Here is a 15426-nt window from a genome sequence, read left to right on the forward strand (position 1 = left end):
CCTCCCGGCCTTCCACTCGACGGGCGATACGATTAAAATCGCTAACTGATTGCATCTATTGACCCGAAGGAGCGCCATGACGAAGATCTGGGTCAACTCTGGGGACTCCCATGTGATGGAGCCCGACGACCTGTGGATACGGGCGCTGCCGCCGCGCCTCGCCGACCGGGCGCCGCGCAGTGAGCGCGGTGACAAGTACGAGGTGCTGTACATCGACGGCGAGCGCATCGACCGCCAGCTCAACGACTTCATGGACGCCATGCGGCCGCCGGGCGCCCGGGACCTCGACGTACGCCTGAAGGATCTGGACCAGGAGGGCGTCTGGGGTCAACTGGCCTTCCCCTCCATGGGGTTCTGGCTGGTGTCGATCACCGAGCGGGAGCTGGCCCGGGAGACCGTACGGGCCTGGAACGACTGGGCGCACTCCGAGGTCCTCGGGAAGCAGAAGCGCATCATCACTCCCGCCTGCGTGTCGACCGCCGACGTCGACGACGCGGTCGCCGAGGTCGAGCGGGTGGCGGAGATGGGCTTCCAGTCGGTGTTCCTGCCGTGCCAGACGCGGCCCGGCGAGGAGTACGCCCTGGACCGCTGGGAACCGCTGTGGACGGCGGCCGAGCGGGCCGGACTGGTGCTGGGCTTCCACATCGGCACCGGCGGCGAGAACGTGGTCTTCCGCGGTCCCGGCGGTGCCGTCGTCAACTACATGGAGACGACCTACCCGGGCATGCGCGTGGTGTCCCACATGGTCGCGGGCGGCGCCCTGGACCGCCATCCCGACCTGAAGATCCTGATCGCGGAGGGCGGCGCGGGCTGGGTGCCGGCCATCGGCGACCGGATGGACGAGGCCTACCGTCAGCACGGCATGTTCGTCCGGCCGAAGCTCAGCCGGCTGCCCAGCGAGATCATCAGGCAGCAGGTGTACGCCTCCTTCCAGCACGACAAGAGCTCGGTGGAGATCGTCGAGTCGACGGGCTACCGCAACGTGATGTGGGGCGACGACTACCCCCACCTGGAAGGCACTTACGGCCACACCCAGTCCACCCTGCGCGAGCTGTTCGACGGCGTGCCCGCGGACATCCGCGAGCGCGTCACCCGCGGCACCTTCAACGAACTGTTCCGGCTGCCCGAGCAGACTCCCCAGGAGGCGGCCGTCTGAGCGGCGACACCCCGATGAGCAATCCGCCGTATCCCGAGGATCTGGAACGACCGGGCCTCGTGCGCACCGGCCGGTCGACCTTCGTCCGGCCCGTCCGGCCGGAGGACGCCGACCGCCTGGTCACCTTCGTCGGCGGGCTGTCCCGGGCGACCCTGGCGTATCGCTCGCTCGGCCCGGTGGTCCGCGCCCGCGACGACGTCATCCGGCGCGGCGCCCACGTGGACTACCTCAACGAACTGGCGCTGGTCGCGCTGGCCGGCGACGAGATCGCGGGCCTGGTGCGCTACGTCCGCGATCCCGAGGAGCCGGAGCACGCGGAGGTCACCTTCACCATCCGCGACGACCACCAGAGCGAGGGATTCGGCAGGCTGCTCCTGGAGCACATCGCCGCCGCCGCGCGCACCCGGGGTATCCGGGTCCTTGAAGCCGACGTCCTCGCCGACAACACCCGCATGATCAACGTGTTCCTCGGCTCCGGCTACCGCGTCGAGTCCGGACCACCGGGCCAGATCGTCCACTTCGAGATCGCCGTCGACCCGCAGGCCCAGGCCGTCGCCCGGGCGGAACGCCGCGAGCACACGGCCGTACGACGCTCCCTGCGCCCGCTGCTCGAACCCCGCTCGGTCGCGGTGATCGGCGCGAACCGCAGCCCCCTGACCATCGGCCACGAGATCGTCGCCAACCTGCTGCGGGGCGGCTTCCGCGGCTCCGTGTTCCCGGTCAATCCGCGCGCCGAGCAGGTCGCCGGGGCGCGGGCGTACCCGAACGTCCGGGAGCTTCCCGAGGTGCCGGACCTGGCGCTGGTCGCCGTCCGGGCCGAGGCGGTCCCCGATGTCGTACGAGAGTGCGCGGAGGCCGGCGTCAAAGCCGTGGTCGTCGTCTCAACCGGCTTCGGGGAAACGGGAGTCGAAGGCCGGGCGACCGAGCTGGAACTGGCCCGCTTCGCCCGCGCCTCCGGGATGCGGCTGGTGGGCCCGAACTGCATGGGCGTGGTCAACACGACGCCCGCCGCCCGGCTCGCCGCGACCTTCTCCCCCGCACTGCCGACGCCGGGCCGGGTCGCGATGTCCAGCCAGTCCGGGCCGCTCGGGCTCGCGGTGCTCGACTTCGCCCGGCGGCTGCGGCTCGGCTTCTCCGGGTTCGTGTCGGTGGGCCACGCCGTGGACGTCTCCACCAACGACCTGCTCCAGTGGTGGGAGGAGGACCCCGAGACCTCGGTGGTCCTGCTGTACGTCGAGACCTTCGGCAATCCGCGCCGGTTCGCCCGCGTCGCGCGCCGGGTCGCGCCGCGCAAGCCGATCGTCGCGGTGCACCCGGGGCACGCGGACGCGGCGGTCGACTCGCTCTTCGCCCAGTCCGGCGTCATCCGCACCCGCAGCCTCCAGGAACTCTTCGACGTAGCACTCCTGTTGGCGCACCAGCCGCCCCCGCCGGGCAACCGGGTCGCCGTGATCACCAACGCGGGCGGCCCCGCCGCGCTGACCGTCGGCGCGTGCGAGGCGAGCGGCCTGCGGGTGCCCGCACTGGACGAGCGCCTACGGCACACACTCCGTACGGCACTCTCGCCCCGCGCGGACGTCACCAACCCGATCGACCTCACGCCCATGGCCACCGCCGCGCACTACCGGCAGGCGCTGGACGCCGTCCTGGCCGACGACGGCATCGACGCCGCCGTGGTCCTCTTCATGCCCCCGCTGGCGGACAAGCCCGACGAGGCGGCGGCGGCGATCCTCGACGCGGCCGAGGCAGCGCCCGGGAAACCGGTGGTCGCGAGTTTCCTGGGCGGCGCGGGCGTCGCCGATCTCCTGCACCGGGGCGAACTCGTCGTACCGACCTATGCGTTCCCCGAGTCGGCGGCGACCTCGCTCGGCCACGCGGCGGCGTACCAGGCGTGGCGCAGTACCCCTGCAGGGGTCATCCCGGACCTTCCAGGGGTCGACACGGACCGGGCCCGCTCGCTGATCTCCGAGTGCGCTCCCGGAGCCGTACCGCCGCAGGTCGCCGCCGAGTTGCTGGCCTCGTACGGCATCTCGGTCCGGGACACGCACTCGCCAGGCCCGGACGCATTCCTCTCCGTCCGCGCGGACCCGGTCTTCGGCCCGGTGATCGCGTTCGGTCTCACCGGGGACTACGCCGACCTCATGGCCGACGTCGCCCACCGGATCACCCCGCTCAGCGACCGCGACGCCCGCGAGATGATCCGCTCGCTGCGGGCCGCCCCGCTGCTGGACGGCCGGGTGGGCGGCCCGGGTGTAGACCTGACGGCCCTTGAAGAGACCGTGCTGCGGATCTCCGCGATGGTCGAGGACCTGCCCGAGATCGAGTCGATGGAACTGCGTCCGGTACGGCTGCTGCCGCCCGGGAACGGCGTGGCCGTCGCCCACGCGACGATCCAACTCACCGACGACACAAGGAGAGGTGGCCCCTCATGAAGGTCGGCATCTACTTCGACATGCGCAACCCCCCGCCCTGGCAACAGAGTTGGTCACGCGTCTACGGATTCGCCCTGGAGATGTGCGAGGAGGCGGACCAACTCGGCCTCGACTCGGTCTGGTTCTCCGAACACCACGGCTTCGAGGACGGCTACCTCCCGCAACCGCTCACCATGGCAGCAGCGGTAGCGGCCCGCACCCGTCGCATCCGGCTCGGCACCGCGGTCATCCCCGCGCCGCTGCACGCGGCCCCCGAGCTCGCCGAACAGGCCGCGCTCGTCGACATCATCAGCGCCGGCCGCCTGGACCTCGGACTCGGCACCGGCTACCGCGTACCCGAGTACCGGCTCTACGGCGCCGATCTCGCCCGGCGCTACTCCACGACGGACCAGCGGGTGCGGGAGATCCGCGGCCTGTGGTCCGAGTCCCTGGTCACCCCCGGCCCGGTCCAGGACCCGCTGCCGATCTGGCTCGGCTACCAGGGACCGCAGGGCGCGCGCCGGGCCGGGCGGCTGGGCACCGGGCTGCTCTCCCTCAACCCGGCGCTGCTGGCTCCGTACCGGGACGGGCTCGCCGAGAGCGGCTACGACGTGTCGGCGGCGCGGATGCAGGGTTCGTTCACCACGTTCGTCACCGAGGACCCCGACGGCGACTGGCCGGTGGTGCGCAAGCACCTGGCGTACCAGTGGGACAGCTATCGCCGGTACATGGTCGAGGGGACCGAGCAGCCGGCACCGCGCCCCATCGACCCCGAGAAATGGCGGGAGACGGGGCTGCAAGCAACCGGCGTCGGCCAGTTCCTGTACGGCACCCCGCAGGACGTCGCCAACGCCGTCAAGGCGTACGTGGCGGGGCTGCCTGTGGAAGGGGTGTTCCTGTGGGCCTCGTTGGCGGGGATGCCCGAGGAGATGGTGGCGCGCCAAGTCCAGTTGATCGCTGGGAAGTTGCGCCCGCTGCTTGCCGATGTCTGACCCGAATGTCTGATCCGCACGTCTGATCCATGCGTCTGATCCACATGTCCGATCCGAGGAGAAGCAGCGTGACGAGTACGACTGGTGGGGCCAGGATGCCGGCGGGGCCCTGGGCGGGCGCGGACTTCCAGGAGCCGCCCCGCACCCCCGGCGGCGTGGCACTGTGCGGCGCGTGCCGTGTCGCCGGTTCCTGCCGTCTGGGTGTCGAAGGTGAACGGCTCGACGGCGACGGCGTGGCGGTCTTCGAACTCACCTGTCCCCGCGACCAGGAGGGCGGCCCGAATGTCGCGCACGGCGGTTGGACGGCGGCCGTACTGGACGACTGTCTCGGTCATCTCCCGCTGCTGCACCGGGTGTTGAGCGTGACGGCGGAGTTGAGCGTGAGCTTCGTGAAGCCGGTGCCGGTGGAACGGCCTCTGGAGGTACGGGCCTGGGTCGAGCGGCGCGAGGGGCGGCGCTGGTACATCGCCGGCGAGATGGTGCTGCTGCCGACCCGTGCCGTGCTGGCCCGGGTCTCCGGGATCTGGGTGACCCGAGACCAGGGCCACTTCGCGCGGCACGAGGAGTGGCTGGCCGCGCAGGAGGCCAAGGGCAAGCACGAGGGCGCGGGTCAGTAGGACCGCAGCCCCATGCTCCGGGCGATCCCGTTGCGCTGGATCTGGCTGGTTCCCCCGGAGATCGTCGCCACGATGGACTCCCGGTAGCGGAAGCTCATCACGCTCTCGGTCGAGAAGCCGTGCCCGGCACAGACCTGCATCCCGAGCCGGGCGGCCGCGACATAAGTCTCCGAACCCTTCAGTTTGGCCATCGATCCCTCCCGAGTGCACGGCTTGCCCTGGGCGAGCAGCCAGGCGGCGCGGTACGCGAGCAGCCGGGCGGAGTCGATCTCGGTCTGCAGGTCGGCCATGTCATGGGCGAGGGCCTGGAAGTTCCCGATCGGACGGCCGAAGGCGTGCCGCGTGCGGGAGTACTCCAGCATCTCGTCCAACGTGGCCTGCGCGGCGCCCAGATATCCCCCGGTGATGATCACCTTCTCCAGCTCGATGTTGGAGAGCATGACCTTCCAGCCCTCGTCACGCGGTCCGACGAGGTTCTCCTTCGGGACCAGGGCGTCGTTGAAGAAGACCTCGTTGGTGCCGAGGATGTGCCGGGCCAGCGTCGGCGTCCGCCGCACCTCGACGCCGTCCGTCGCGGGGTCGACGAGCAGCAGACTGATGCCGCCGTGCTTGGGTTCGCGGGGTCCGGTCCGCACGTAGGTCGCGATGGTCGTGTCGGGCAGACCGCCGCCCGTGCACCACGCCTTCTGCCCGCGGACGAGGAACTGGTCGCCATGGTCCTCGGCGGTGGTGCGCAGGGCGGCGGCGTCGGACCCGCTGTCCGGCTCGCTGAGGCCTACGGCGAGCCGGTGGCGCCCCGTCATCACCTGCTGACGGATGAAGTCGCGTTGCGCCTCGTTGCCCCACCGGAACACGGTGATCCCCGGGATGAGCACGCCGATGTAGCACATGGCGACGTCGAAGCTGGCCCGCCCCAACTCCTCCGCGATCAGGATGAGTTCGAGCGGACTGCCGCCGTCGCCGCCCTCCTCCTCACTGAACGGGAGGGAGAACCACCCCAGATCCGCCATGCCGCGGAACAGCTCGGGCGGCACGATGCCCTCCTCGTCCCACCGCTTGGCCTTCTCGGCCGGGCACACGTCGGCGACGAACTGCCGTGCCGTCGCGCGCAACAGGTCCTGCTCGTCGGTCAGCCCGAAGTCCACGGCCGCTCCTCGCCCTCACTAGGCTATTCATCTAGCTAATTATTCTATGTTAGCGGATAGGGCGGCCCAGCCGGAATGCACCGACCGCCACCCGCACCGAGAGCCGACTCACTTCGGCCCCGCGTTCCGACACAGCGGGCCCACCCGCCCGAGCCCGGGATGAAGGGGGAGCCGTCGAAGGCGGGGCCACGCGTACGACGCCGCACACGGCCTGCGTGAACACCCTGCGCCGCGCCGACACGAGCGACGCGAACGGGCCCACCAATGCACGCTTCCGCTCGTCCGCACGCTCGAGGACCTCGTCACGGACCAAGCCGTCCACTCCAGTACCCGGGCCGGCTTCGGCGGGAGAACGAGACCAGATGCAACTGCCCGGCATCGGCGGTCACCGCCAGGTCCATCACGGGCAGCTGGCCCGCGTCCGGGCCGTGGTAGTCGCCGAGAGGGATCACCAGCTCCGCCGCCTGCGGGGTGTGCGTTGGTCATCCGGCGGCGGTCGTCGGCGTCGAACAGGTGGAGAAAGCGCCCGATGGGCGTTCCGGCCGCACGAGCCACCCGACGACGTGCAGCGTGAACTCCCCTTTACGCAAACGCGCGTGTAACGATCCGCAGGGTGAGCGTGAGTTTCTGGCGGCTCACTGGCACCGCTCGGCTGGATTCACAGCCCCGGGCAAGGCCGGCCCCGGCCAGGTACCACAGGACAGCTGTCTCTCGCGAGGCAGCTGTCCGTGGAGCGCGGCTATGCCCTACTGCTCGAGCCAATGCGTGGCCTCGTAACCGATGTTGGGTGAACTCGTGCATGTGCTGAAAGTGGAGACCTCGTACCAGCCACCCCAGGTGTTGGTCGCGTAGTCAAGATAACTGCAGTAAGAACTACTCGTCGTAACGACTTTTATGGCTTTCCCAATGTTCTGAGCATTCGTGGAAACGCCGTCGTAGATGTCATAACCAAGTGCGACATACGAGGCGCGGCCGTTGCCCGGCATCTCGTACCACTTGTCAGCAGTCTGCCATGTGTGCCAAATACTGCCGGACGGCGCGACGCCGAAGCATTCACTTTCGCCTCGGTCCCAGTCCACCAGGAGAAGCCAGTTGTCGTTGAAGTTTCCCACTTTCCCGTAGCAGGTGCGCTCCACGGCCGAAGCGGGGGATGCGAGAGTGCCCAAAAGGGCCGCCAGTGCAACGGCGAGGACGAACGGCAGGCGAAGTACCTTCACGTGTTTCTCCCGTATTCGGAAACCACGGACACGGCTTCTGGTCGTCTTATGGTCGTCGATCCGAGTGCACGCCAGACAGTAACGGCAGACACCCCAACAAAAATCGAACGAGAAATGAACAGACTCACCCCAAGTCGCCCACCGGGTCCCGGCGTTCGACTTCGGCCGGTCATACCTACGACGGAATGGCGGCCGCCCCGCGCGACGTCGAACTCGACGTCGTCCACGAAGGAGCCCTGCTGGGCAACGTGACGACCCGCACTGGGCCTCGATCAAGACTCCCCGGGAGGGAGGCTTCTTTGGCGGTGCCGGCACCGTGAGGCAGTCGCGGACGGTGACGGGAAGCCGCTGTGTGGCTTTCCGGCCCGGGAGGTGGATCACGCCGGAAAGATGAACCTGGACGTACGCACGTCGTAGGTCATTCCCGGCTTCGCTGTCTTCGGCCGCCGAACGCCGGGCTCCGCGGCCGAAGACGGCGTTCGGCGCGCCGCAGTGCGACCGACGCCCGATACTTCATGCGGTATGTCCCTGTGGACGCGTTGCGCCGCCGTACCGATGGCCGGGGCGGCACGGCGCACGGTGACGACGCGACGGTGCTCGGTGAGAAGCCGGCAAAGTCTTTGTGTCTGCTGGTTGTTGATCCCTCCGTAGGCCGCGCCGAAGAGCAGCAGGACGAGGCCGAGGGTGCTTGCGGAGGCGCCGGCCTGGTGCTTGATGGCGGGGATGCGGACGACCCAGCCGGCGAAGACGAAGCCGTCGAGGGCGAAGAACGCGGTGAGGGTGACGCGGAGTGAGTCGAACGCGAACGGGAGCAGTCGCCCGACATCTCGTCGACCAGGGTGTGGGTGAGGCGTCCTGAACAGCCCACTGGGGGGAACGGAAGTGTGGGAAACCCTGAACGTAGGCCACCGCTCGGCTAGCCTCGTGACTCCTTGGGGCCGAACTGACGTACGGCGCACATCACTTCGGGGGTTCCTTGTCAGAACAGCGGCCGATGTCACCGGACTTGGCAACGAACGAGGCCGCCGCACTGCGGCAGACCGGTGCCTCACCCCTACGCCTCGGCGACCCGGACCGCATCGGCCCCTATGTGCCACTGGCACTGCTCGGTAGCGGCGGTATGGGTCGGGTCTATCTCGCACGTCCGGCGGACGGCGGTCCCGGTCTGGCCGCGGTGAAAGTGATCAGGCCGGAGTACGCGGACGATCCTGGCTTCCGGCGCCGGTTCGAGCGTGAAGCGTCGGTGCACGAACAGGTCAGCACGTCGCACACACCGAGACTGTGCGGCACGGGCTTCCAGGACGAGTTGCTGTGGATGGCCACCGAGTACCTCCCGGGGCTCGATCTCGCGCATGCCGTACGTGAGCACGGCGCCCTGGAGACGGCCGCGGTCTGGCGTCTGGTGGCGGAGCTGGGGCAGGCGCTGGCAGACCTCGCGGTCACGGGGATCGTGCACCGGGATCTGAAGCCGTCCAACGTGCTGTTGTCCGTCGGGGGCGCGCATGTGATCGACTTCGGCATTTCGAAGGCCATGGATGCCAGCACGATCACCGGCACGGGTGTCCGGGTGGGAACTCCGGCCTACATGTCGCCGGAACACTTGAGGACCGGCAGATCCGACACGGCGTCGGACGTGTTCTCACTCGCCGGGACCCTGGTGTATGCGGCGGCGGGGCGTGCCCCGTTCGGCGACGGTACGGGAGTCGACGTGATGCACCGGGTGGCGTTCGAAGAGCCGGATCCCGAGCTGATCGCCGAGATCTCGACTGCGGACGCGGCACTCGGCTCGCTGCTGACCGCCTGCCTGGCCAAAGAGCCCGAACGGCGGCCCACAGGGCAGGACTTGATCATTGCCGCCGGGGAACGCACCGAAACGACCGTGTGGCCCGAGCCGCTCGCCGGCCAACTGCTGGCCCGGCAGCGGGCGTACGAGGTGCTCTACCGCCTCCCTGTCGCGTCGCATGCCCGATTAGGGTCTCCGGACGAACGGCCGATGGCGATGGCGATGCCGCCGGCACCGGCCGGGCAGGGCGGCCGACCTGGTCCGCCCGTTCTCGAACCACCGGTGGTGGCCGCCGACGCCGCCTCCGCGACACCATCGGCACGTCCCCAGGAGAGCAAGGTCCGCACCTGGGCACGGAGGAAATCGGCACGGGCCGTCGCCGTAGGCATCGCCGTCTGCGCGGTGACCGCAGGGGGCTTCATGCTCAGTCGCCATGACCCCCCGCCCACCGCTTCCGCCCCGGGATCCGCTTCGACAACCGACCGCACCGTGCCCGGCGGCACCGTCTTGTCACCCATACCCGGGGCCTCGGACGTGAGGGCTGCGTCCGGCAAGAGCGTCGACGGCGCCGCGCACCCGAACGGCGCGGCCACGAACCCCGGGGATTCCGGCTCCGCCGCACCGGGAGTGCACGGCACTCCCTCCGCTCCCGCTGCCGATCCCAGCGCCTCGGCCACCGCGACTCCCTCGTCGTCCCCGAGCAGTCCACCCACCACCGGGCCCGCGACCCCGGCCTGGATCTCGGACTGCACGTACTACAACGGCAACGGACGCACGCGCCTGGGAGAGAGCGGCAAACGTGTGCTGCAGGTGCAGTGCATGCTGACGAAGCGCGGGTACGACGTCGGGAGCGCAGGCGTGGACGGCGACTTCGGTGCCGGAACCGAGTCCGCGGTGCGGAGCTTCCAGAGCGACAAACTGCTGGACGCCGACGGCATCGTGGGCCACGAGACCTGGCTCGCCCTGCGCAGCACGGAGTGATGCACTTGCCCCGCCCGCCGCGATGTCCGACCCTGCGGCTCGGTCGCCGCATCCGACCCGGGCGACACGGCCTTCGAGTGTCTCCGGAACGGCACCCCCGACGAACCGCGCGCGGTAGTGCGCTGTCCGCGGCACCCGACCGGCCGGCTCCCGCCCTTGCCCCAGCAACAGCACCCACCTAACCTGACTTTGTGCCGCAAATAAACAAACCACGAACGCACAACGCCGTGCCAGGCACCCCCACCAACCTCACCCGGCTCCGGATCACCCTCACCGCGTTCTTCGCCCTCGACGGCTTCGTCTTCGCCGGCTGGGTCGTCCGTATCCCCGCCATCAAGCACCAGACCGGCGCCTCCGCCAGCACCCTCGGCCTCGCGCTCCTCGGCGTCTCCGCCGGCGCCGTCATCACCATGATGCTCACCGGCCGTCTCTGCCACCGCTACGGCAACCACCAAGTCACCGTCACCTGCGCCGTGTTGCTGTCCCTGAGCGTCTCCCTGCCACCGCTCACCCACTCGCCGCTCACCCTCGGCCTCGTCCTGCTGGTCTTCGGCGCGGCCTACGGAGGGATCAACGTCGCGTTCAACAGCGCGGCGGTCGACCTGGTCAGGGCCATGCGGCGGCCCATCATGCCGAGCTTCCACGCCGCGTTCAGCCTCGGCGGCATGGTCGGCGCCGGGCTCGGCGGGCTGGTCGCCGGAATCCTCACCCCCGCGCAGCACCTGTTCGGCCTCACCGTGATCGGTCTGCTCGTCACCGCCCTGATCGGCCCCACCCTGCTGCGCCTCCAGCCGCCGACACCCCCCGACGACTCACCGAAGGGTTCGGCGAAGGAGGAGGCCGCGCCCCGCCGCCTGGACACCCGCACTCGTGGTCTCGTCTTCACCTTCGGCCTGATCGCCCTGTGCACGGCCTTCGGCGAAGGCGCCCTGGCCGACTGGAGCGCCCTGCACCTGACGCAGGACCTCGACGCCACCGCCGGCGCGGCGGCGATCGGCTACTCCTGCTTCGCGCTCGCCATGACCGTCGGCCGCCTCACCGGCACCCGACTCCTCGAACGCCTGGGCCGGACCCGCACCCTCGTCTCCGGCGGCACGATCGCCGCCCTCGGCATGCTGCTCGGCGCGCTCGCGCCCACCCTGTGGGCGGCCGTCCTCGGCTTCGTCATCACCGGGCTCGGCCTCGCCAACCTCTTCCCCGTCGCCGTCGAACGCGCCGGCACCCTCGCAGGCCCCGACGGCGTCGCCATCGCCTCCACCCTCGGCTACGGCGGCATGCTCCTGGGCCCACCCGCCATCGGCTTCATGGCGGACTGGTACTCCCTGCCCGCCGCCCTCACCAGCGTGGCGGTGCTGGCCGCCGCCGCGGCCGGCATCGGATTCCTCACCCGGAACGCCGCCGAGCACTGAGCCTTTGCCGACCTGGTTGAGCGCTGCAGTTGGTCGACTGAGCGGGGGCACTCGTGATGGGACAGCCGCGACGGGCGTGGCCTTGTGCGACGAACGCATGAGGAAGTTGCCCTTTCGCGAGGGAGCACGGCTCGGCCCCAGCCGGATTTCGGTCGCGTCGGGCCCTCTTCCCGGCATCGCTGCGCCGCGTCGAGCCGTGGCGGCCGACGCCCGGTCAGGCGGCTTTGGCGGCATCCGGGAAAGCCACTCGGCCTTGGGCCGTAGGTAGCCGGTGATGTGCGTGAGGGTGAAGCTGTCGTCGAGCAGGTCGTCCAGGGCGTCGGTGTCGCCGTCGGCCATCGCCCGCAGATGGGCGCGGTAGGCGGCCAGGACCTCGTCGCCGGCGTTCGCGTCCAGGGATGCGGGCGTGGTTTCTCCCGTCCCGGTGGGGGTCATTCGGCGGCCGGCCGTCGGGACAGCCGTACTTCCTCCAGGTCGAGACGGCGCTGGACCTGGCGCAGCACGGTGTCGTCGATCTCGTGGTCGTCGCGGAGGCGGAGCACCGTGGCGCGTTTGTGGGCAAGCAGGGCCAGACGCAGTGCGGTGTAGTGCCGGTCGTGGCGCAGGACATCCTCGTCCACGTCGTCGGTCTCGCCGTCCCCGGCACGGACGACGAGCAGGTGGGTCTCGTACTCCTCGTGCATGCGTTCAGTGACCGCCGGGTCCGTGTTCAGTTCCTCGGCGAGGGCGGGGAGGGCTTTGAGGGCCTCCTCCGTGGCGGTCGTTTCGGCGAGGAAGCGCTCCTCCTCCACCGAGGTGTCGCGCGGCAGCCGGGCCCAGCGCACCACGGCCGACAGGAGCAGTCCCTGCAGGACCAGGGTGGTGACGATGACGCCGGAGGTGACGAAGACGATCGTGTCCCGGTCCGGGAAGGGCGCGCCGGAGTCGAGCGCCTTCGGCACCGACAGCGCCACTGCCAGTGAGACCGCGCCCCGGAAGCCGGCGATTGAAGTGACCACCCTCGCGCGGTAGTTCATGCGGCGCAGGCGCTGCTGGGGACGGCGGTCGAGGAGGCGGATGAGGTAGGGGACGGTGAAGTTGAAGGCGAAGCGCGCGGCGACGAGGACGGCGGAGACGGCCGCGACGGCGATGAGGGCGCGGGTGAGGTCACTGCCGTGCAGTTCGCGTACGGCCGCCTGTGCCTGCAGGCCGACGAGGACGAACAGGGAGCCGTTGAGCAGGAAGGTGGCCAGCGACCAGAACTCCTCCGCCTGGCGGCGCATCGCGGCGGCGGCCACGCGCGGTCCGGCCTGGCTCATGATCAGCCCGGCGGAGACGGCGGCGAGGACACCGGAGGCGTGGATGAGTTCGGCGAGGAGATAGGCGGTGAAGGGGGTGAGGATCATGGCGACGTTGCCCAGCAGCGGGTCGTCGAAGACCCGCCGAGCCCTGATCACCAGCCATGCGATCAGGGCTCCGGCCGCGACACCGCCGACGTAGGAGAGGGCGAACAGCCAAGTGACGTGCGGAACGGTGAAGTGTTCGTCGCCGACCGTGATGCCGACGGCCAGCCCGAAAACGACCAGCGCGGTGCCGTCGTTGATGAGGCTCTCGGCACGCAGCAGGGTGACGTTGCGGCGGGGCAGTGCTTTGGCGAGGACGCCGACGGCGGTCGCGTCGGTGGGGGCTACGGCCGCGCCCAGCACCCATGCCGGTCCCCAGGCCAGGCCCAGTTGGTGTGCCACGGTCGCCACCGCGCCGGCGGTGCCGATGACCAGTACGGTGCTCATCAGGATGATGCCCCGCAGATCGCGCCGGATCTCCCGCAGGGAGGTGGTCAGGCTCTCCCAGTACAGCAGCACCGGCAGGAAGATGAGCAGCACCGCCTCCGGCGGCAGTTCCACCTCGCGCAGCGCGGGCACGAAGCCGAGCAGTGCGCCGAAGAGCAGCAGCACGACAGGTGGGGCGATCCGGTACCGGTCACCGGCGGCGTTGCCCACGAGCACCGCTACGCCGAGTACCACGACGAGTTCGAGACCGATCACGGCATGTCTCCCGGCCGGTTCGAAGGTCGTACGGCCGACCGCAGGACATCGTGGGGATCGCGCTCGCCCCTGGTCGGGGCGCAAGGCGAACCGGCCTCAGGGGCGTTGACGGTCAACATCGTTCCTCTCCCGCAGCAGGTCAGCGAGGCAGGAGCCGCATGGTTGTCGAGCCCGCGGTGGAGCTCGTGATGCGCTGGATGGTGTGGGCGGAGTAGCGCCCGTACTTGCTGCGGTAGGCGGCGTCGACAACGTCGTTGATCTCACCGTCGACGTCCTCGAACGCGACGTCCTTCTCGACCCCGCCGGCTTCGACACGGCCCTCGTGACGAACTCGGGTGCCGCGGAACCAGGCCGAGGTGGGGCCGTTGACGGAGCGGACGTAGATGTCGTCGCCCACGCGCACGACCCAGATGGTGCGCCGGCTGCTCAGCTTGCCGTCCGGCCGCCGGGAGGCGACGTCCAGTTCCTCGGCCGCTCCGACCCGGTCGAGTTCGTCGTCGGTCCAGGGAGCGGTGGTGGTCATCCGGTCATCTCCTCGGTTCTCGTGCGGCTGTGACTGCGGGGCGGGCAACGGACATGGGAAGAGGGCTTCGGGGCGCGGCTCCTCGTACGGGGTGGTCTCAGGTCGACGTGACCGTGACCGTGGGTCGGGCCAGCGTCGAGGTGTCGATGACGAACCGGTACCGCACGTCGGAGGCGAGGACACGCTCGTACGCCTCGTTGATCCTGTCTGCCGGGATGACCTCTATCTCGGACCCGATGCCGTGCTCGGCGCAGAAGTCGAGCATCTCCTGGGTCTCGCGGATGCCGCCGATCAGCGAACCGGCGTAGGAGCGACCGCGCATGATCAGCGAGAACACGTTGAGCGACAGCGGCTCGGCGGCGGCGCCGACGTTGACCAGGGCGCCGTTCACGGCCAGCAGGCCGAGGTAGGCGTCGAGGTCGAGCTTCGCGCTGACCGTGTTGACGATCAGGTCGAAGGTGCCGGCCAGCTGCTCGAAGGTCGCCGGATCGCTCGTCGCGTAGTAGTGATCGGCGCCCAGGCGCAGGCCGTCGTCCATCTTCTTCAGCGACTGGGACAGCACGGTGACCTCGGCGCCCATCGCGTGCGCGAGCTTCACGGCCATGTGGCCGAGTCCGCCGAGGCCGATGACGGCGACCTTCTTGCCCGGGCCCGCGCCCCAGCGGCGCAACGGGGAGTAGGTGGTGATGCCCGCGCACAGCAGCGGGGCGGCCTCGTCGAGGTCGATGCCCTCCGGAATCCGTACGACGAAGTCCTCGGTCACGACGACGTGGGTGGAGTAGCCGCCCTGGGTGACCGTGCCGTCCTTGTCGACGGAGCCGTAGGTGAGGGTGTTGCCCTTGAGGCAGTACTGCTCCTCGCCCTTCAGACAGGACGCGCACTCGCGGCAGGAGTTGACCATGCAGCCGACGCCGACCCGGTCGCCGACCGAGTGCCGGGTGACCTCGGCGCCGACCTCGGTGACCACGCCGGCGATCTCGTGGCCGGGGACCAGGGGGTAGGTCGAGGGGCCCCACTCGCTGCGGGCGTTACTGATGTCGGAGTGGCAGATGCCGGCGAACCTGATCTCGATGAGGACGTCGTGCGGGCCGACGTCACGGCGCTCGACGGTCGTGGGGGTGAGAGGTTCCGTGGCGGATGTGGCGGCGTAGGCAGGGACGGTGAGCAT

The 15426-nt window shown here is 69.9% G+C and carries 11 protein-coding genes and 3 pseudogenes; 6 read left to right on the forward strand and 8 right to left on the reverse strand.

Annotated elements, in window-relative coordinates; genetic code table 11:
- Positions 1-76 precede the first annotated feature (76 nt).
- The 4 genes from OO70_RS29070 (at position 77) to OO70_RS29085 (ending at position 5176) form a co-directional block, all read left to right on the forward strand.
- On the forward strand, positions 77-1156 hold the full coding sequence (locus tag OO70_RS29070; RefSeq protein ID WP_043677548.1) for an amidohydrolase family protein: 1080 nt from the start codon (positions 77-79) through the stop codon (positions 1154-1156).
- Between the two features lie 14 nt (positions 1157-1170).
- Complete coding sequence (locus OO70_RS29075; protein ID WP_043677549.1) at positions 1171-3588, forward strand: bifunctional acetate--CoA ligase family protein/GNAT family N-acetyltransferase; 2418 nt, start codon at positions 1171-1173, stop codon at positions 3586-3588.
- Positions 3585-4559 carry an LLM class flavin-dependent oxidoreductase gene (locus tag OO70_RS29080; protein ID WP_043677550.1) on the forward strand — a complete coding sequence of 325 codons (975 nt, stop codon included), beginning with the start codon at positions 3585-3587 and terminating at the stop codon, positions 4557-4559. The genes OO70_RS29075 and OO70_RS29080 overlap by 4 nt, the downstream gene beginning before the upstream one ends.
- A 68-nt stretch (positions 4560-4627) precedes the next feature.
- A complete protein-coding gene (locus OO70_RS29085) occupies positions 4628-5176 on the forward strand; it encodes a PaaI family thioesterase (protein ID WP_234336953.1) in 549 nt (182 codons plus the stop codon).
- Here the strand turns inward: OO70_RS29085 and OO70_RS29090 are convergent.
- From OO70_RS29090 to OO70_RS57100, 4 genes and pseudogenes are all read right to left on the reverse strand, one after another.
- Entirely contained in the window at positions 5170-6321 is a 1152-nt protein-coding gene (locus OO70_RS29090; protein ID WP_043677551.1) for an acyl-CoA dehydrogenase family protein, read from the reverse strand. The genes OO70_RS29085 and OO70_RS29090 overlap by 7 nt on opposite strands.
- Before the next feature lie 302 nt (positions 6322-6623).
- Positions 6624-6788, reverse strand: a pseudogene (locus OO70_RS56190) (lantibiotic dehydratase); the annotation flags it as partial.
- Between the two features lie 279 nt (positions 6789-7067).
- Complete coding sequence (locus tag OO70_RS54760; protein WP_158711530.1) at positions 7068-7538, reverse strand: hypothetical protein; 471 nt, start codon at positions 7536-7538, stop codon at positions 7068-7070.
- Positions 7539-8119: 581 nt separating this feature from the next.
- Positions 8120-8353, reverse strand: a pseudogene (locus tag OO70_RS57100) (MFS transporter); the annotation flags it as partial.
- A gap of 179 nt (positions 8354-8532) precedes the next feature.
- Here OO70_RS57100 and OO70_RS29100 point away from each other — a divergent pair.
- Together OO70_RS29100 and OO70_RS29105 are read left to right on the forward strand one after the other, a co-directional pair.
- Positions 8533-10302 (forward strand): serine/threonine-protein kinase, encoded by a 1770-nt coding sequence (locus OO70_RS29100; protein ID WP_051741705.1) that lies wholly within the window; start codon positions 8533-8535, stop codon positions 10300-10302.
- Between the two features lie 227 nt (positions 10303-10529).
- Positions 10530-11711 carry an MFS transporter gene (locus OO70_RS29105; RefSeq protein ID WP_043677558.1) on the forward strand — a complete coding sequence of 394 codons (1182 nt, stop codon included), beginning with the start codon at positions 10530-10532 and terminating at the stop codon, positions 11709-11711.
- 216 nt (positions 11712-11927) lie between these two features.
- Here the strand turns inward: OO70_RS29105 and OO70_RS57105 are convergent.
- The 4 genes and pseudogenes from OO70_RS57105 to OO70_RS29120 all read right to left on the reverse strand — a co-directional run.
- A pseudogene (locus OO70_RS57105) lies at positions 11928-12146 on the reverse strand (DUF4440 domain-containing protein); the annotation flags it as partial.
- Complete coding sequence (locus OO70_RS29110) at positions 12143-13735, reverse strand: Na+/H+ antiporter (RefSeq protein ID WP_043677559.1); 1593 nt, start codon at positions 13733-13735, stop codon at positions 12143-12145. The pseudogene OO70_RS57105 and the gene OO70_RS29110, both read right to left, overlap by 4 nt.
- A 139-nt stretch (positions 13736-13874) precedes the next feature.
- A complete protein-coding gene (locus OO70_RS29115) occupies positions 13875-14258 on the reverse strand; it encodes a DUF2255 family protein (RefSeq protein WP_043677561.1) in 384 nt (127 codons plus the stop codon).
- 97 nt (positions 14259-14355) lie between these two features.
- The gene (locus OO70_RS29120; protein ID WP_043677754.1) at positions 14356-15426 is read right to left on the reverse strand and encodes an NAD(P)-dependent alcohol dehydrogenase; all 1071 of its coding nucleotides are present in this window, start codon (positions 15424-15426) and stop codon (positions 14356-14358) included.

Origin of the sequence: Streptomyces xylophagus (assembly GCF_000716435.1) — a bacterium.
GTDB classification, from domain to species: domain Bacteria; phylum Actinomycetota; class Actinomycetes; order Streptomycetales; family Streptomycetaceae; genus Streptomyces; species Streptomyces xylophagus.